This is a genomic window from Pseudonocardia sediminis (genome assembly GCF_004217185.1).
Lineage (GTDB): Bacteria > Actinomycetota > Actinomycetes > Mycobacteriales > Pseudonocardiaceae > Pseudonocardia > Pseudonocardia sediminis.
This window is the reverse complement of record NZ_SHKL01000001.1, coordinates 1,026,864-1,043,400: the sequence shown is the minus strand read 5'-3', so window position 1 is coordinate 1,043,400 and position 16,537 is coordinate 1,026,864. Positions and strand designations below refer to the sequence as shown.

The window sequence follows — 16,537 nt, the reverse complement described above, 5'->3', positions numbered from 1 at the left end:
TGCAACGTTCTGTGGCGAGAAGATCATCGGGTTTCGCGGACGAGCCCCGCGCACGACGACGGGGCCGTAGCCGCCTGTGTGGCGGATACGGCCCCGTCGGTCTCGCTGGTGGAGGTGCCGGGAATCGAACCCGGGTCCTCCGTCGGTTCACAAGGTCTTCTCCGTGCGCAGTCCGCTGAGCCTCTACTCGGATCCACCGGTCACGCGAACAAGCCGGTGTGACGATCCCAGCCACTGTTCGATGTCCCACGCGGCTCCGTGGCCGAGCCGCGCGGTGAGTCCCCTTAATGATGCCGGAACCCGGAGCGGGAACGCCTCCGGACCGACAGCCCTACCTGAGGTTAATCAGGCAGCGAGCGCGAAAGCGCTCTGGGCAGTGCGACTGTTGTCGGCACTTATTTTGTTACGACGCATGGTTAACGAGATCATCGTCGTCTTCCTCGGCACGCTTCACCTTGATCGACGATCGGAGTCGAAACCGTTCACCCCCTGGTGGGTCCTGCAGCTCCCACCCGTTGCCGGGCGGTCGTACCAGAGTAACGCCTCCGGCCCCGCGGATCATTCCGGTTCGACGCCGAGCACCGCGGCGGGCGTGTCGTACAGCACCGAGCGCAGGAAGGGCAGGCCCAGACGGTCGTCGGCGGCGGCCCAGCCGTGGATCGCCACGAGCTGCTCGGCGTAGGCGTAGGGGATGTTCGGGAAGTCGGTGCCCAGCACCACGCGGTCGGCGAACTCGACGAGGCTCGACGCCCAGCCCTGCGGCAGCGGCGCCATGTCCTCGCTGTACGGCGTCCCGACCATCGTCGTGTCGATCACCAGGTTCTCGTGGCGGCGCATCAGCTCCAGCGCGCCGGTGTAGTCCGGCAGACCGGCGTGGGCCAGGACGACCTTCAGCCGCGGGTGCGCGGCGAGGACCTCGCCGAAGATGTCGAGCCCGGTGAAACTGCCGGGGATCGGGCCGTTGCCGCAGTGCACGATGGCCGGCACACCGGCGTCGGCGAGCAGTCCCCAGGCCGGGGCGAGCAGCTCGTCGCGCGGGTCGAACCCGCCGACCTGGACGTGCACCTTCACCATCCGGCACCCGGCCTCGACGGCCTCGCCCAGGTACTCGGTGACGTCCGGCTCCGGGAACAGCGTCGCGGTCCGGACCGCGGCCGGGTTCGCGTCGGCGAACTCGCCGGCCCAGCCGGTCAGCCAGCGCGCCATCCCCGGCTTGTGCGGGTAGGTCAGCGGCGCGAACCGCAGCACCCCCAGCTCGTCGAGCACCCGCAGCCGTTCGTCCTCGGGCAGCTTGTAGTGCACCGGCCACTCCCGGCCGTAGTGCTCGCAGGCGTGGTCGAAGTAGTCCCAGACCTTGGCCAGCATGCGTTCGGGCAGGAAGTGCACGTGCGTGTCGACGAGACCGGGCAGGCCCAGCTCGGCGGTCCAGCGGGGGACGTCGTCGTCCGACTCCGGGGGCGCGGGGAGATCCACGCCGATCACCGTAACGCCGACCGCCGGGTTCGGCGCACACCGCGCGCCCGGCTCAGCGCATGCTGCGGGCGCGCCCCTTGGCGGCACGGCCGATGGCGCGCTGGATGTCGCGGTCCGCGTCGCGCTTGGCCAGGTCGTGGCGCTTGTCGAAGCTCTTCTTGCCCCGCGCCAGCGCGATCTCGCACTTGACCTTGCCGTCGTTGAAGTACAACGCGAGCGGGACGAGCGTGAGCCCGCCCTCGCGGATCTTGCCGATCAGCCGCTCGATCTCGCCCTTGTGCAGCAGCAGCTTGCGGGTGCGCCGCGGCTCGTGGTTCGTCCAGCTGCCCTGCGTGTACTCCGGGACGTGCAGGCCTCGCAGCCACACCTCGCCGTCGTCGACGGTCGCGAACGCGTCCGCCATCGAGGCCCGGCCGTGGCGGAGGCTCTTCACCTCGGTGCCCACGAGTGCGACCCCGGCCTCGTAGGTGTCGAGGATCGCGTAGTCGTGCCGGGCCCGGCGGTTCTGCACGATCACCTTCCGGCCCTTTTCCTTCACCGGACCAGCCTACCCGCGACGTGCCACCGCATTCACGGTCAGACCTTGACGTAGAGGCGCAGGGTGACGTAGCCGGTCAGGCCGGCGACGACGCCACCGACCGGGACCAGCACGGCCGAGGTCAGCAGGACGTCGGTGAGCTGCACCGGCGGGATGACGTTGCTCTGCGCGATCGCGCCCAGCAGGTCGTCGACGACGAGGAACTTCCCGGCCAGCAGGCCCACCCCGGCCAGCGCACCACCGACGAGCCCGGCCACCGCGGCCTCGACCAGGAACGGCAGCTGCGTGGTCCAGCGGGTGGCGCCGACCAGGCGCATCACACCCACCTCGGTGCGCCGGGTGAACGCCGAGACCTGCACGGTGTTGGAGATCAGCAGCACCGCCGCGACCGCCTGCACCAGGGCCAGCGCGAACGCCACGTCGCGCACCCCGCCGAGGAAGTCGAAGAGCTTCGCCACGACGTCGCGCTGGTCGATGACCTCGCGCACGCCCACCTGGTCCGCGACGGCGGCGCGCACCGCGTCCGGGCCGTTCACCTGGTCGTTCAGCTCGATCCGCAGTGTCGACGGCAGCGACTGCGGGCGGGCGACGTCGGCGACGGTCTGGCCGGCGAAGAGCTCCTTGAACCGGGCGTAGGCCTCCTGCTGGCTTTCGAACCGCACCTCCTCCACCCCCGGGGTGGACTCGATGACGTTCTTGAGCCGGAAGCAGATCGGGCCGGTGCAGTCCGGATCGTTCGACGACGTGTCCTGGGTCAGCGCGACCTGGATCTCCAGGCGGTCGGTGTAGAGCGCGCCGATGTCGTCGATCGTGCGGACGATCAGCAGCCCGGCGCCGACCGACATCAGCGAGACGGCCGTGGTCAGCACCATCGCGACCGTCATCGTGATGTTGCGGCGCAGGCCGGAGCCGACCTCACGGCGCAGGAGTGCGGCGCGCATCAGCGACCGGCCCCGTAGACGGCGCGGGCCTCGTCGCGGGCGACCGTGCCGTCGTGCAGCTCGATCACGCGGCGGCGCATCGCGTCGACGATCGTGTCGTCGTGGGTGGCCATCACGACCGTCGTGCCTCCGCGGTTGATCCGTTCGAGGAGCTGCATGATGCCGCGGCTGGTCTCCGGGTCGAGGTTGCCGGTGGGCTCGTCGGCCAGCAGCAGCGGCGGGCGGTTGACCGAGGCCCGCGCGATCGCGACCCGCTGCTGCTCGCCGCCGGAGAGCTCGTGCGGCATCCGCTCGGCCTTGCCCTCCAGCCCGACGAGCGCGAGCAGCTCCGGGACGTCGCGACGGATGTCGGCGGGCTTCTTGCCCAGCACCTCGAGGGCGAAGGCGACGTTGCCGGCGACGCTGCGGTTGGCCAGCAGCCGGAAGTCCTGGAACACGCACCCGATCCGCTGGCGCAGCTTCGGGACCTTGCGACGGGGCAGCTTCGCCACGTCCAGGCCGCCGACCTCGATCACGCCGCCGGTGGGCCGGTCCTCGCGCAGCAGCAGCCGCAGCAGGGTCGACTTGCCCGAGCCCGACGGTCCGATCAGGAAGACGAACTCGCCGTCGTCCACCGTGGCCGTGACGTGGTCCAGGGCAGGCCGGCTCGACGCCGGGTACAGCTTGGTGACGTCGTGCAGCTCGATCACGCTCGGCAACCTACCGCCGTCGACCTTTCACACCCCGTCACGACGCGCCCACGCCGTCGCATCCACACCGGACGTGGTCCGGGGTGGCGCCCCGGGCGCGCTCTCCACGGCCCGGGACCTCCCCGGGACCCGGAGCTCAGCCCGTGTGCGGCGGGGTGACCTCGACCGGGATGCCCGGGTCGGACAGCGTCACCGTGATCGCGCCCGGGGCCGGCGCGGAGGCCGCCTGCGTCCCGGGCGTCGCGACCGAGCTGGTGCGCAGCTGCACGATCCTCCCGTCCGGACCGACCCACACCTCGATGCCCGGGTTCGGTGTGGCCAGGGCGGCGAGCTCGTCCAGCTCGGCGCGGGCGGTCGCGTCCGGCGCCGGGACGGCGGCGAGGTCGACGGTGCCGCGGTAGTACGTCGTCGCGACGTCACCGACCCGCTCGGGCCCCACCTCGGTCACCCCGGTCAGACCGGACGCCGAGCGCAGGGCACCGGCGACGGCCCCGACCGGGAGCAGGCCCGGCGAGAGCTGCTGCCAGCGCGTGCCGAACCGCGCCCAGGACGTCCCGTCGACGGTGCGCACCCCGATCTCGCGGGCCCCGACGGTGGCCGTCAGGTCGGCCGCGAACGGCGCGAATCGGACCGGGCCGGTGGCCCGCACGGTACCGACGGCGGTCTCGGCGACGAGCACCGTCCGCGCCGACCCGGCCTCCGTCGTGGCGACGGCGGCGTTCCCGACGGCCTGCTCCGGGGTCGCGGCGGCCACCGGGGCGCCCGGGTTCGACGGGTCCGGGGACGACGGCGCCGGATCCGAGGTGCACGCGCCGGTCATCAGGACCGCGCACACCAGGGCCGCGGCGACGCCGGAGCGCCGGGGCGAGATCCGGATCACGCGTCGGAGGCCTGCATGCGCCAGCGGATGCCGGCCTCGACGAAGTCGTCGATCTCGCCGTCGAGCACCTGCGACGGGTTGTTCTGCTCCAGCCCGGTCCGCAGGTCCTTGACCTGCTGGTACGGGTGCAGAACGTAGTTGCGCATCTGGTTGCCCCAGGACGAGCCGCCGTCCTTGAGCGAGTCCATCAGCGCCTGCTCCTCCTGCTTCTTGCGGGCGAGGAGCTTGGCCTGCAGCACCATCATCGCGCTGGCCTTGTTCTGCAGCTGCGAGCGCTCGTTCTGGCACGACACGACGATCCCGGTCGGGATGTGGGTCAGCCGCACCGCGGAGTCGGTCGTGTTGACGCCCTGCCCGCCGGGCCCCGACGACCGGTAGACGTCGACGCGCAGCTCCTTCTCGTCGATCTCGACGTGGTCGGTCGTCTCGACGACCGGCGCCACCTCGACCCCGGCGAACGAGGTCTGGCGGCGGCCCTGGTTGTCGAACGGCGAGATCCGGACGAGACGGTGCGTGCCCTGCTCGACCGAGAGCGTCCCGTAGGCGTACGGCGCGTGCACCGCGAACGTGGCCGACTTGATGCCGGCCTCCTCGGCGTAGGAGGTGTCGTAGACGTCGGTGCCGTAGCCGTGGCGCTCGGCCCAGCGCAGGTACATCCGCAGCAGCATCTCGGCGAAGTCGGCGGCGTCCACGCCCCCCGCCTCGGCGCGGATCGTCACCAGGGCCTCGCGCTGGTCGTACTCGCCGGAGAGCAGCGTGCGGACCTCGAGCGAGGCGATCTCGCGGCGCAGCTTCGCGCGCTCGTTGTCGGCGTCGGACGAGGCGGAGCCGTCGTCCTCCTCCTCGGCCAGCTCGTAGAGCACCGGGAGGTCGTCGAGGCGACCGCGCAGGTCGTCGAGACGGCGCAGGTCGCCCTGTGCGTGCGCGAGACGGCTGGTGATCTTCTGCGCGGCGTCGACGTCGTCCCAGAGATCGGGACGCCCGGCCTGCTCGGAGAGCTCGTCGATCTCCTGGCGCAGCGCGGGAACGTCGGCGACGGCCTCGATGCTGGACAGCGTTCCGTCGAGATCCTTGATGTCGGCCTGGACGTCGGGGTTCACAGCATTTCAGCCTACGCGGGCGCCGGGGACCGGCTGCGGAAACCCCGTCGCCACCGCGACGTCACTCGGCCGGGACGGCGTCGATCAGCTTGATCATGGCGCGGGTGTGCGCCACGGCGAACTCCGCGACCGGACGGCCGTAGGGGTCCTCGGTCTCCTTCGCCGCGGCCCGGGCCTGGGCGAGACGCTCGGTGTAGGCGTCGCGCGAGGACCGCAGCAGCTCCGCGCGCTGCTTGACCGTCAACGACCCGGCGTTGAGCAGACGCAGCACCAGTGGGCTTCGGACCGCCTCGGCCTCTCCGCCGGCGGCGAGCCAGCCCTTGAAGGCGCGCTTGCCGGCCGCGGTGATCACATAGGCCTGCGACGCGCGGGGACCCTGCTTGCCCAGGCGGAGCAGTCCCTCCTCGGTGAGGACCGGGAGCTCCCGGTAGACCTGGCTTCGGGTGACCGAGAAGAACAGTCCGAACTGCTCCCCGGCCGCCGACACGAGCTGCCCACCGGTCATCGGGCCTCCGTGCAGCAGACCGAGCAGCGCGGCGGCGGTGGAGTTGACGGGTGTGGCTGGCATCGACAAACGGTCGCACGATGTGCGCTCCCCCGCATCCACAGTGCACCGGCCAAGATCAGCTCATGACCTGCGGGACAAGCGTTTCGTCCGGTCAGGACCGGGTAGCGCCCGAGGCTGCGGAGCCGGTCCGGTCCGGGACACGGCGGGAGGCCCGTTCGGCGATCGGTCTCCCGCGCATGCCGCGCGGACGGGCCCTCGACGGGCCGTCGGGCACCGGCCCGGCCAGTACGCACGAACGCCCCGCACCCGGTCCGGCCGGACCGTGGCCGGTCCGCCGGGAAGGGGTGGGGGCGTCCGCCGTCGTGCGAGGACTCAGATCGTCAGCGCGGCGATCCGCTCGCGCTGGGCGTCGGCGTCGCCGAACTGGCCCGCGAGACGCTTGGCGCGCTTGTAGAAGAAGTGCGCCTCGTGCTCCCAGGTGTAGCCGATGCCGCCGTGGTACTGGATCATCGCGGCGGTCGCCTGCAGGGCCACCTCGGAGGCCTTGCCCTTGGCCACGGCCACCGCGAGGTCGGCGTCGTCGGTGCCGGCGTCGACCGCGTGCGCGGCGTAGAGCGCCGCGTGCTCGGCCATCGTGACCCCGACGTGCAGGTCGGCCAGCGCGTGCTTGATCGCCTGGAACGAGCCGACCGGCACGCCGAACTGCTGACGGTCACGGTCGTAGGCGACGGTGCGCGAGACGGCCTCGCGGGCGATCCCCACCAGGTCCGCCGCGACGAGCACGGTGGCCCGGTCGGTGACCTGGCGCAGGACCTCGGAGGTGGCCCCGGGCAGCACCTCGACGTCGTCGACGGTGAGTGCGGCGATCCGGGTGGTGCCGTCGAAGGATCCGACCGGCGTCGCGGTGAACGACGTCGACAGCCCCAGCCCGCCCTCGGTCCGGACGACGACGACGTCGGCGACGGCGCCGTACTCCACGGCCGGGACGGCCCCCGGCGCGGTACCGCGCAGCGAGAACGCGCCCACGGCCTCACCGGAGGCGAGCTTGGGCAGCCACTGCGCCTTCTGCTCGTCGGAGCCGCCGAAACGGATCGCCTCCGCGGCCAGGACGGTGCCCCGCCACGGACCGGGCGCGGCGCCGGCGCCCAGCGCGCGGGCGATCACCTGCGCCTCCACTAGTCCGAGGCCCAGACCCTCGTGCTCCTCCGGGACGAGCACGGCCGGCCAGCCCTGCTCGGCGGCGGCCTTCCAGAGCGAGTCCGGGTGCCCGTCACCGTCGACGTCCTCCACGACGCCGCGGACGGCCTCGAGGTCGAAGCGCTCGGCCAGGTACCCGCGGACCGCGGTGTCGAACTCCCGCTGGTCGTCGGTGAGTGCGAAGAACATGGCCTCTCCTACCGCGGCAGGCCGAGCACGCGCTCGGCGGTGATGTTGCGCTGGACCTGGGACGAGCCGCCCCAGATGGTGACCGAGCGCGACCACATGGCCTGCCCGTGCAGCGGGCGCAGGTCGAGGTCGCCGAGCGAGTCGAGCGTGGCGTCCTCGCCGAGGATGTCGTCGTAGACCTCCCACAGGTCCTGGAACGCCTCGGACCACTGCAGCTTGGTCATCGACGCCTCGAACCCGAGGTCCTTGCCCTGCTCGGTCCGGGTGAGCACGTGCATCGAGTGCAGCTTCAGGCACTCCAGCTCGATGAGGACCCGGGCCAGCTTGTTGCGGATCACCGGGTCGGTGTCGCGGCCGAGCGTGCGCGCCACGGCGGCGATCTCGTCGTACTGGCGGCGGAACTCGGTGTACTGCGAGATGCCCGACGCGCCGCGCTCGAACGAGAGCAGCAGCATCGCGGTCCGCCAGCCGTCACCGATCTCGCCGAGGCAGTCGGTGGCCGGGACGCGGGCGTCGGAGAAGAAGACCTCGCCGAACTCGCTGGCGCCGCTCATCTGCTTGAGCGGGCGCGCGTCCACACCGGGCTGGTCCATGTCGATCAGCAGCATCGAGATGCCGCGGTGCTTCTCGCTGCCCGCCTCGGTGCGGACCATGGTGAAGATCTTGTCGCCGTACATGGCGTTGGTCGTCCAGACCTTCTGGCCGTTGACGACGAAGTCGTCACCGTCGCGGACGCCCTTGGTCGACAGCGCCGCGAGGTCGGACCCGGCGCCGGGCTCGGAGAAGCCCTGGCACCAGATCACCTCATTGCGCAGCATCGGGCCGATGATCTCCTTCTTCTGCGCGTCCGTACCGATGGCCATCACGGTCGGGGCGAGGAAGGTCAGGCCGAGCGGGTTGACCGTGCGCGGAGCCTGCGCCCGGACGGTCTCCTCGTCGTAGATCGCCTTCATACCGGGCGTCCCGCCGCGGCCGCCGAACTCGGTCGGCCACTGGATCCCGGCGAACCCGGCGAGAGCCTTGTCCCGCTCCCAGTCCCGGCGCAGACGGAAGCTCTCGTCGTCGTCCAGGGACTCCCAGAAGCCGGGACGGCTCCACTCGTCGGGGATGTTCGCCGACAGCCAGGAACGGAGCTCGCTACGGAACTCCTCCTCGGCCGCGGTGTAGGTCAGGTCCATCTACGGGCTCCCTCGCGGCGACGTCACCGGGGCCGCCGGTTGCGCTGAGACGCAGGGCCCCGGGGAATGCGGACCAGCCTTGCATACCGGTCGGTAACATGCATCGGACCCGAACGGATGTCACGCGGAGTAGGCGTGGGCGGTATGCGCGTTGTAGCATTTCGGTATGCGCAGTGAACGGGTGACGGTCACCCTGCCGGCCGATCTGGTGGCCGAGGCACGGGACGCGGTCTCACGCGGGTCGGCGGCGAGCCTCTCGGCCTACGTCGCGGAGGCGGTCCAGTCCCGGCAGGACCGGGACCGTTCACTGGCCACGCTGGCGCACCTCTACGGAGGTCCGCCGCCCCCGGACGAGCTGGACGCGGCCAGGCGGTCGCTGTGTTCGGTTGCGCCCGTGGCCGTCGGCTGATCGGCGATGATCGGCGGACGGGTACTCGACTCCTCGGCGCTGGCGGCCTTCGCCACCGGTCGCCCGGTCTACGTGCGGGCCCTGGTCTGGGCCGCCGTGGAGCAGAACATCGTGCTCGCCATCCCCAGCGCGGCCCTCGGGCGCGCCTGGTCGGTCCTCGAGCCCGAACACCACGCGGCCCTGCAGGTCCTGCTCGGGCTGCCGAACACCGTCATCCACGAGCTGGACCCGACCACCGCCCAGGAGGCCGGGCTGCTGATGGCCGCCTCCGGGCAGGACGACATCGTCACCGGCCAGGTCGTCAGCACGGCGCGTCGCCGTGGGTGGCCGGCCGTCACCGGCGACCCGGGGGCCCTGCGCAAGCTCGACGCCGCGGTGTCCATCGAGGAGCTCCCGTAGGAGCTCCCCGGCTCACTCCCCGCGCAGGCGCTCCCGGAGACGGTCGAGCTCGGCGTCGGTGAGGCCGTTGGCCTGCAGCCACGCCACCGGGCCGCCGTGGCGCTCGTCGAGCTGCTCGAGGAAGCCGCGCATCACCTCGGCGCGCGGGCGGTGCCGGTCGATCTCGTCCGGCTCGGGCATCTCCTCGCCGCTCTCGGTCGTCCAGCGCCGGAACATCTGCTCGATCCGGGTCGCGGACAGCGCGTAGTCCTCGACCACGTCCTCCCGCGGCACCCCGGCCACCGACTCCACGAGCGCGACCAGCACACCGGTCCGGTCCTTGCCCGCGGCGCAGTGCACGATCGTCGCCCCGTCGTCGAGCTGCGCGATCCTCCGGACGCCGTCGACGACGGTCGGGCCGCGGTCGGTCAGGTAGGCGAGGTAGTTGCGGAGCATCGGGTCCAGGTCCTCGTCCTCCACCTCCGGGAGGGCACGCCCCTCCTCCGGGATGAAGCTGAGCAGGTGGGTGTCGACCCCGGCGGCGACCAGCTTCCCCCGGCCGTACTCGACACGCTCGCGGTCGGTGCGCAGGTCCAGCACCTGGCGGACGCCGTGCTCGTCGAGCAGCCGGCGCACGTCGCCCGGGGTGAGGTGCTCCAGGGCCTCGGTGCGCAGCAGCACCCCGGGGCGGACGTGCCCGCCGCCGGTGAGCGGGAGCCCCCCGATGTCACGGGCGTTGGAGAGCCCGTCGAACTGCAGCCAGCGGTCCTGCCCCACGTCGGTCACGGCCCCAGCCTAGGTGGAGGGGCGGGGCTCCGGGCCGGGTTCGACGCCGATGTCACCAGGTGTTCGCCCGGCCCGCGGTCCCGCCGGTCGGCACTGCCGACCCGGACGTCAGCGACCGTGCACCGGCGGGCGACGCAGCGCGGCGGGCAGGCCCTGGGCGCCCTCGCCCATCGCCGCGGCCTGGTCGTCCGGGTTGACCAGACGGCACGTCGTCATCGACAGGCAGCCGCAGCCGATGCAGCCGTCGAGCCCGTCGCGCAGCGCGACCAGCGCCTCGACCTGCTCGTCGAGCCGGGCCCGCCAGGCCTTCGACAGCCGGGTCCAGTCCGCCTTGTTCGGGGTGCGCTCGTCGGGCAGGCTCTGCAGAGCGGTCCGCACCTCCTCCAGACCGATGCCGATCGAGCGCGCCGCGCGGATGAACGCGAGCCGGCGCAGCTCGCTGCGGCGGTAGCGGCGCTGCCCCCCGGACGTCCGCGTCGCGGAGATCAGCCCCTCGCGCTCGTAGTAGCGCAGGGCCGAGTGCGGGAAACCGCTCCGGTGCACGACGTCACCGATGGTCAGAAGGTCCTTGGTGTCCATCTCCGCCCATGCGATCGTCGGCGTCCGGTCGTTGCTGGAGCTGAGGTCAGGTTACCGGCGGTTCGGCCCGGCCACCGGGTCCGCGGCGGGCTCCATTCCGGTCTTCCGACCGGTCGGCGAACCGCCCGCCGCCGGTCCCGGATCGCCGTCCAGGCGCCCATGAACTGGCAAAACGACCGTCCAACGAGGAGCGACACCGCTGACCGCGAGACTCGTCGGCGACCCTCAAGATCGACATCTCGGTGAACGGTGCGACCGACGCGCCGACGGGTGCCCCCGGTGCTTGTCGTGATCAACGCCTGGCCGTAAGGTCCTCCGGGTCATCACGGCCCGATCACGAGCGGGCTTGGAGCCGGACCTCCCCGACCGGCTCACCCGGGACCCCCGACCCGGCCGCTCGTACGGCGCCGTCCGTGATCGCGAAAGGGCGTTCCCTTGCCTGCACACCGCTCCCCCGGCGGCACCAGCACGACCCTGATTCCGCAGTCGGCCCCCGCCGGCTACGCCGTCCGCTCCCCCGCGCGGCACTCGAGCACCCCCGCCTCGGCCGCGCGCCGGGTCGGAACGACGACCGCTGCGGCCGGTGCCGCGTTCGGCGTCGTCGCCTCGGGCGCGTTCGCCGCGATCATCCCGACCAACGTCGGCGGCACCACCGAGGCCGACGCCTCGACCGACGTCACGAAGGCGACGATGCTCGCCTCCCAGTCGGCGCCGATCGCGTCCTCGGCCACGTCGACCGACGGCAGCCCGTCCGGCTACTTCAGCCCGGTCGCCTTCGACACGACCCCCGCCGCCGCGCACCAGGCCGGTGCGCCGACCGCGACCGCGTCCGACGTGGACGTCGCCTCGCTGGACAAGGCCGGCAAGATCGCCGAGAAGATCGCCGCGGAGCACGAGAAGGCCGCCGCGGCCGAGGCGAAGAAGGCCGCGGCCCGCAAGGAACTCGACTCCGTGATCGCGGCCGGTGGGCTCGACGGCTGGATCGCCGAGGCCCTGGACCACATGGGGCTGTCGCAGTCCTACGCGACCGGCCTCAAGCGGATCATCCTCAAGGAGTCCAACGGCGACCCGGACGCCATCAACAACTGGGACTCCAACGCCGCCGCGGGCAACCACTCCGAGGGCCTCATGCAGGTCATCCCGGCCACGTTCAAGCGCTACGTGCACCCGGACTTCGCGAACGAGTCGGTCACCGACCCGGTCGCGAACATCACCGCCGGCGTCCGCTACATGATCGACCGGTACGGACTGGAGACGCTCGCCGCAGGTGGGCGCAGCAGCTCCAGCGGCGGATACCTGGGATACTGAGACCGACGGCCACCGAGGTGGCCTGGTCTCAGGGAGTGCTCGCGGTCCTCGCGTGAACCGGTTCGTCCAGCGGCCGGCAGGTCTCCTGCCGGCCGCTGTTCTGCGTTCGGGACCGACCGGTCCCCGACCTCCGGAGACGACGGGAAGGAACCCGACCTCGTGACCTCGCCCGGGCCCGGAGCACCCGCCACGACCGACACCGGGCAGCGGACCCGCTACCGGCCCGAGCTGCAGGGGCTGCGGGCCCTGGCCGTCGCCCTGGTCGTCGTCTACCACGTCTGGTTCAACCGGGTGTCCGGTGGCGTGGACGTGTTCTTCCTGATCAGCGGCTTCCTGGTGACCGGCGGGCTGTACCGCTCCGCCTGTCGCGGGCCCCTGGACCTGAGGGCCACGTGGTCGCGTCAGCTCTCCCGCCTGCTGCCCGCGGCCGGGGTGGTCCTGCTGGCCTCGGTGGCCGCCGGAGCGCTGCTGCTGCCGGAGAGCCGCTGGCTCCCGGCCGTCCGCGAGATCGTCACCTCGACGCTGTTCCTGCACAACTGGCAGCTCGCCGCGGACTCGGTCGACTACGCCGCGCAGAACGACGCCGCCGGGATCGCGCAGCACTTCTGGTCGCTGTCGGTGCAGGGGCAGTTCTACCTCGTGTGGCCACTGCTGGTGGCTCTCGTCGCGCTCGTCGCGCGCCGGGACTCCCGTGACCTTCATCGCACGCTCACCGTCGCCCTCGCCGTCGTCGGCGGGGCGTCGCTGCTGTTCTCGGTGTGGCTCACCGCGCTCGACCAGCCGCTGGCCTACTTCCACTCGCTGACACGCGTCTGGGAGTTCGCGCTCGGCGGGCTGCTCGCGCTCTGGATCACCCGGATCGAGGAGCTGCCCGTCATGGGCGTCCGGACCCGGGTCGCGCTCGGCTGGACCGGCGTCGCCGCCCTGGTCTCCTGCGGGTTCCTGCTCCCGGTGCAGGACGCCTTCCCGGGCTGGGTGGCGCTGTGGCCCACCCTGGCCGCCGCACTCGTCCTGACGGCCGGGCGGACCGGGCACCGCTTCGGCGCGGACCGGTTGCTCGTCACCCCGCTGATGCATCGGCTCGGCGACATCAGCTTCCCGCTCTACCTCTGGCACTGGCCGATCCTGATCCTCACGCTGGTGCTGACCGGATGGTCGCAGCCCGGCCTCGTCGGCGGCCTCGGCGTGATCGCGGCGGCGCTGGTGCTGGCGGTGCTGACCCACCGCTTCGTCGAGCAGCCGTTGCAGCGGGCGCGTCCGCGGGTCGCGCTGCGTACCGGGCTGGCGATGGCCGGCACCGTGCTGCTGCTGTGCGGGGCCTGGCAGGGCGTCGCGACGGTCCGGGCGCAGCCGGGCGTCGAGGTCGGCTCCCCCGCCCACCCGGGCGCCGGGGCGCTGGACCCGACGTTCACCTTCGCCGGCACCGACGTCGACGACGCGCCGCTGCTGCCGTCGCTGGTGCAGGCGGGCGACGACTGGAGCTACCGCACCGGGACCTGGCTCTGCGGCCCGTCGCCGGAGCGTCCCGAGGTCGAGGTGTGCCGGATCCCGCCGCCCGGGGACGCGCCGCCGGAGCGCACCGTCGCCGTCATCGGGGACTCGCACGCCCAGCAGTACACCGGCGCCCTGATCCCGATCGCGGCCCAGCGCAACTGGGAGCTCGTGGTCATGTTCCGCGGTGCGTGCCCGTTCTCCACCGCCTCCGAGGTCGACCCGGCCGACGAGGGCTGTACCGCCTGGAACGCCCTGGCCGCCGACGAGCTGACGGCCCTGCAGCCCGACGCCGTGTTCACCCTGGCCAGCCGCGACGTCCGGCCCGGGCAGACCGAGCAGACCCCGCCCGGGTTCGTCGCGCAGTGGTGGCGGATGCACGATGCCGGCATCCCCGTCGTCGGCCTGCGGGACAACCCGCGCCCCGGGTTCTCGGTGCCGGACTGTGTGAGCGGCAACGGCCGGCACGCCGACGCCTGCGGGCTCGAGCGCGAGGCCGTCTACCCGGCCCTGCCCAGCTACACGATGGCGCCCGACGTGCCGCCGAACGTCTCGTTCGTGGACATGGCCGACCACCTCTGCGACGCCCGCTCCTGCCCCAGCGAGGTCGGCAACGTCCTCGTCTACATGGACGACAACCACCTGACGTCCACGTTCACCGCGTCGCTCGCTCCAGTGATCGAGCGCCACCTGGAGACGACACTGGGCTGGTGAGCCCGTGCGCCGGGCCCCGAGCGCCGGGCCCCGGGCCCCGGGCGCCCCGAGGGGACCCTCCGGGACACCCTGGTGAGCAAGGGGACCCCCGGGACACGTGGGGGCGGCCGGGGGACGCGGCACGTCCCCCGCGCCTCGAGACACGAGGGGATCCTTCGGGACGCCCGCGTGAGCGAGGGGACCCTTCAGGACCTCTCGGATCACCGGTGGCGCACCGTCGGCCGGAGTGCACCCGCCACCGCGCGAGGGCCCCCTCGGGACCGAGGCGGGCGGGCGTCGGGCCGGCGGGGCCCTGGGCTGATGAGCCCGAGGGGACTCTTCGGGACTCCTGCGTGAGCGAGGGAAGCCTTCAGGACTCTCGACGCCGCGCCGGGCCGTGCCGTGGCGGGGAAGCGGCGCGGCCGGGCAGCGGCCGGCGGGGTCAGCCGATGGTCGGGCGCACCTTGTGGCCGGCGACCGCGACCACGTCGCCGGCCTTGAGCTGGGCACCGCGGCGGTTCTCCGGGCGGCCGTTGAGGGTCACGTCGCCGGACTCGAGCAGCTCGCGGGCGTGCCCGCCGTCCTCGGCCAGGCCGGCGAGCTTGAGGAACTGGCCGATCCGGATGGGTTCCGAGTCGATCGGCACGTCCATGATCGGTGCTCCACTCATGACCCCATGATGCGCGCCGTAGGATCCGTCCGCGTGCAGGACCACTACTTCACCGCCGATCCCACGGCCCCCAGCAGGCCCGGCACGGTGCGCCTGCACACGGACGGCGTCGACCTCACGCTGGCGACCGACTCCGGGGTGTTCTCCCAGAGCCGCGTGGACCGCGGGACGAAGGTCCTGCTCGACTCCGCCCCGATGCCGTCCACCCGCGGGCCGCTGCTGGACCTGGGCTGCGGGTACGGGCCGATCGCGCTCACCCTGGCCACCCGGCGACGCCGGCTGCCGGTGTGGGCGATCGACCTCAACGACCGTGCGCTCGGGCTCACCCGGGCGAACGCAGACGCGGCGGGGCTGGGCAACGTGACGGCCTGCCGCCCGGACGAGGTGCCCGACGACGTCGTCTTCGCCGGCATCTACTCCAACCCGCCGATCCGCTCCGGCAAGGCCGCACTGCACGAGATGCTGCTGCGCTGGCTCCCGCGGCTCGACCCGGCCGGGGTGGCGTACCTGGTGGTGTCCAAGAACCTCGGCTCGGACTCGCTGGCCCGCTGGCTCGACGAGCAGGGCTTCCCGACGAGCCGGCTCACGTCCGACCGCGGCTTCCGGGTACTCGAGGTGCGCCCCTCCACCTCGTAGAACCCCGAACAGAACGAAGGCCCCGGACCAGCCGGTCCGGGGCCTTCGTCGTGGTAGCGGGGGTAGGATTCGAACCTACGACCTCTGGGTTATGAGCCCAGCGAGCTACCGAGCTGCTCCACCCCGCGTCGGTAGAACCAATACTACGCGGTCCGCCCACGGACACGACACGGCCCCCTCCTGTTCACCGGGACCGCGCGAAACGCCTGGTGAGACGGCCGGACGCCGCCCTAGAGTCGGCCCGTGACGTCCCCGACGACCAACGCGCTCCCCGTGCCCGGTGCGGTCCTGGCGCCCGCCGGCGCGGCCGACGCCGCCGAGATCCTGGTCCTGCAGCGCTGCTGCTGGGTGACCGAGGCGATCGAGAACGACCGGCTCGACGTCCCCGCGCTGCACGAGAGCGCCGAGCAGGTCCGCGAGCGGGTACGGACCCGCCCGCACTGGACGGTGCGCCTGGACGGACGTCTGGTGGGCGGCGTCGGCGCGCGCCTGCTCGCCGACGGCAAGACCTGGGACATCGGACGGCTGATGGTCGCCCCGGACCTCGCCGGGCGCGGCCTGGGACGGGCGCTGCTCGCCTTCGCCGAGGGCCAGGCCCCGCCGGGCGTCACGACGTTCACCCTGTTCACCGGCGAGCGCAGCGTCCGCAACCGGCGTATGTACGCCCGGGCCGGATACGGCGACGTCCGCCCGGCCCGCCTGCCCGACGGCACCCCGGTCCCGGGCGCGGTCATGATGGACAAACCGGCGCTCTGACGTGCGGGAACGACGAAGGCCCCCGGATCTCTCCGGGGGCCTTCGCGATGAGTAGCGGGGGTAGGATTCGAACCTACGACCTCTGGGTTATGAGCCCAGCGAGCTACCGAGCTGCTCCACCCCGCGCCGTGTTTCTGT

At 72.5% G+C, this 16,537-nt stretch carries 18 protein-coding genes, 2 tRNA genes and 1 other RNA gene; 6 read left to right on the top strand and 15 right to left on the bottom strand.

The genetic code is table 11. From position 1 onward, the window contains the following. Window positions 1-106: 106 nt before the first annotated feature. The 10 genes from ssrA to EV383_RS05045 all read right to left on the bottom strand — a co-directional run bounded on the left by ssrA (window position 107) and on the right by EV383_RS05045 (window position 8,693). Window positions 107-490, bottom strand: a transfer-messenger RNA (tmRNA) gene (gene ssrA / locus EV383_RS05090). A gap of 68 nt (window positions 491-558) precedes the next feature. Further along, window positions 559-1,473: an amidohydrolase family protein gene (locus EV383_RS05085; protein ID WP_242622903.1), complete on the bottom strand. Its 915-nt coding sequence runs from the start codon at window positions 1,471-1,473 to the stop codon at window positions 559-561. Between the two features lie 52 nt (window positions 1,474-1,525). After that, window positions 1,526-2,011 (bottom strand): SsrA-binding protein SmpB, encoded by a 486-nt coding sequence (gene smpB, locus EV383_RS05080; RefSeq protein WP_130288827.1) that lies wholly within the window; start codon window positions 2,009-2,011, stop codon window positions 1,526-1,528. Between the two features lie 38 nt (window positions 2,012-2,049). Beyond that, entirely contained in the window at window positions 2,050-2,952 is a 903-nt protein-coding gene (gene ftsX, locus EV383_RS05075; RefSeq protein ID WP_130288826.1) for a permease-like cell division protein FtsX, read from the bottom strand. After that, complete coding sequence (gene ftsE / locus EV383_RS05070) at window positions 2,952-3,641, bottom strand: cell division ATP-binding protein FtsE (protein WP_130288825.1); 690 nt, start codon at window positions 3,639-3,641, stop codon at window positions 2,952-2,954. Before ftsE ends, ftsX begins: the two co-directional genes overlap by 1 nt. Window positions 3,642-3,777: 136 nt before the next feature. Continuing rightward, complete coding sequence (locus tag EV383_RS05065; RefSeq protein WP_130288824.1) at window positions 3,778-4,521, bottom strand: LolA-like protein; 744 nt, start codon at window positions 4,519-4,521, stop codon at window positions 3,778-3,780. Further along, the gene (gene prfB / locus EV383_RS05060; RefSeq protein ID WP_130288823.1) at window positions 4,518-5,621 is read right to left on the bottom strand and encodes a peptide chain release factor 2; all 1,104 of its coding nucleotides are present in this window, start codon (window positions 5,619-5,621) and stop codon (window positions 4,518-4,520) included. Before prfB ends, EV383_RS05065 begins: the two co-directional genes overlap by 4 nt. Window positions 5,622-5,682: 61 nt before the next feature. Beyond that, complete coding sequence (locus EV383_RS05055; RefSeq protein WP_130288822.1) at window positions 5,683-6,189, bottom strand: PadR family transcriptional regulator; 507 nt, start codon at window positions 6,187-6,189, stop codon at window positions 5,683-5,685. Window positions 6,190-6,501: 312 nt separating this feature from the next. Beyond that, window positions 6,502-7,515 (bottom strand): acyl-CoA dehydrogenase family protein, encoded by a 1,014-nt coding sequence (locus tag EV383_RS05050; RefSeq protein ID WP_130288821.1) that lies wholly within the window; start codon window positions 7,513-7,515, stop codon window positions 6,502-6,504. A gap of 8 nt (window positions 7,516-7,523) precedes the next feature. Next, entirely contained in the window at window positions 7,524-8,693 is a 1,170-nt protein-coding gene (locus EV383_RS05045; protein ID WP_130288820.1) for an acyl-CoA dehydrogenase family protein, read from the bottom strand. A gap of 166 nt (window positions 8,694-8,859) precedes the next feature. On the opposite strand from EV383_RS05045, the gene EV383_RS05040 reads away from it, so the two are divergent. Together EV383_RS05040 and EV383_RS05035 are read left to right on the top strand one after the other, a co-directional pair. Further along, the gene (locus EV383_RS05040; protein ID WP_130288819.1) at window positions 8,860-9,102 is read left to right on the top strand and encodes a ribbon-helix-helix domain-containing protein; all 243 of its coding nucleotides are present in this window, start codon (window positions 8,860-8,862) and stop codon (window positions 9,100-9,102) included. Between the two features lie 6 nt (window positions 9,103-9,108). After that, window positions 9,109-9,501, top strand: coding sequence for a hypothetical protein (locus tag EV383_RS05035; protein WP_130288818.1), 393 nt, complete (start codon window positions 9,109-9,111; stop codon window positions 9,499-9,501). A gap of 12 nt (window positions 9,502-9,513) precedes the next feature. Here the strand turns inward: EV383_RS05035 and EV383_RS05030 are convergent, their stop codons facing one another. Next, complete coding sequence (locus tag EV383_RS05030) at window positions 9,514-10,266, bottom strand: tyrosine-protein phosphatase (RefSeq protein WP_130288817.1); 753 nt, start codon at window positions 10,264-10,266, stop codon at window positions 9,514-9,516. A 108-nt stretch (window positions 10,267-10,374) separates the two neighbouring features. Continuing rightward, entirely contained in the window at window positions 10,375-10,845 is a 471-nt protein-coding gene (gene soxR, locus EV383_RS05025; protein WP_130288816.1) for a redox-sensitive transcriptional activator SoxR, read from the bottom strand. 435 nt (window positions 10,846-11,280) lie between these two features. Between soxR and EV383_RS05020 the strand changes: the two genes are divergently transcribed. Both EV383_RS05020 and EV383_RS05015 read left to right on the top strand, forming a co-directional pair. After that, window positions 11,281-12,153, top strand: a complete 873-nt coding sequence (locus EV383_RS05020) for a transglycosylase SLT domain-containing protein (RefSeq protein ID WP_207223440.1) — start codon at window positions 11,281-11,283, stop codon at window positions 12,151-12,153. Window positions 12,154-12,312: 159 nt separating this feature from the next. Next, complete coding sequence (locus EV383_RS05015; protein WP_130288815.1) at window positions 12,313-14,358, top strand: acyltransferase family protein; 2,046 nt, start codon at window positions 12,313-12,315, stop codon at window positions 14,356-14,358. A 421-nt stretch (window positions 14,359-14,779) separates the two neighbouring features. Here the strand turns inward: EV383_RS05015 and EV383_RS05010 are convergent, their stop codons facing one another. Continuing rightward, window positions 14,780-15,007 (bottom strand): RNA-binding S4 domain-containing protein, encoded by a 228-nt coding sequence (locus tag EV383_RS05010; protein WP_130288814.1) that lies wholly within the window; start codon window positions 15,005-15,007, stop codon window positions 14,780-14,782. Between the two features lie 33 nt (window positions 15,008-15,040). Here EV383_RS05010 and EV383_RS05005 point away from each other — a divergent pair, with 33 nt between their 5' ends. Further along, complete coding sequence (locus EV383_RS05005) at window positions 15,041-15,643, top strand: class I SAM-dependent methyltransferase (protein ID WP_207223439.1); 603 nt, start codon at window positions 15,041-15,043, stop codon at window positions 15,641-15,643. Between the two features lie 51 nt (window positions 15,644-15,694). Here the strand turns inward: EV383_RS05005 and EV383_RS05000 are convergent. Further along, a tRNA-Met gene (locus EV383_RS05000) sits at window positions 15,695-15,771 on the bottom strand. Window positions 15,772-15,886: 115 nt separating this feature from the next. Between EV383_RS05000 and EV383_RS04995 the strand changes: the two genes are divergently transcribed. After that, the gene (locus EV383_RS04995; protein ID WP_165438237.1) at window positions 15,887-16,399 is read left to right on the top strand and encodes a GNAT family N-acetyltransferase; all 513 of its coding nucleotides are present in this window, start codon (window positions 15,887-15,889) and stop codon (window positions 16,397-16,399) included. Window positions 16,400-16,451: 52 nt separating this feature from the next. Here the strand turns inward: EV383_RS04995 and EV383_RS04990 are convergent. Continuing rightward, window positions 16,452-16,525: transfer RNA gene (locus EV383_RS04990), tRNA-Met, on the bottom strand. Window positions 16,526-16,537: the final 12 nt, after the last annotated feature.

Bases quoted from the DNA above. Each gene is read 5' to 3' on its own strand.
- soxR (WP_130288816.1), bottom strand. From the start codon at position 10,845: ATGGACACCAAGGACCTTCTGACCATCGGTGACGTCGTGCACCGGAGC.
- EV383_RS05045 (WP_130288820.1), bottom strand. From the start codon at position 8,693: ATGGACCTGACCTACACCGCGGCCGAGGAGGAGTTCCGTAGCGAGCTC.
- EV383_RS05035 (WP_130288818.1), top strand. From the start codon at position 9,109: ATGATCGGCGGACGGGTACTCGACTCCTCGGCGCTGGCGGCCTTCGCC.
- EV383_RS05040 (WP_130288819.1), top strand. From the start codon at position 8,860: ATGCGCAGTGAACGGGTGACGGTCACCCTGCCGGCCGATCTGGTGGCC.
- EV383_RS05055 (WP_130288822.1), bottom strand. From the start codon at position 6,189: ATGCCAGCCACACCCGTCAACTCCACCGCCGCCGCGCTGCTCGGTCTG.
- ftsX (WP_130288826.1), bottom strand. From the start codon at position 2,952: ATGCGCGCCGCACTCCTGCGCCGTGAGGTCGGCTCCGGCCTGCGCCGC.
- EV383_RS05050 (WP_130288821.1), bottom strand. From the start codon at position 7,515: ATGTTCTTCGCACTCACCGACGACCAGCGGGAGTTCGACACCGCGGTC.
- EV383_RS05010 (WP_130288814.1), bottom strand. From the start codon at position 15,007: ATGAGTGGAGCACCGATCATGGACGTGCCGATCGACTCGGAACCCATC.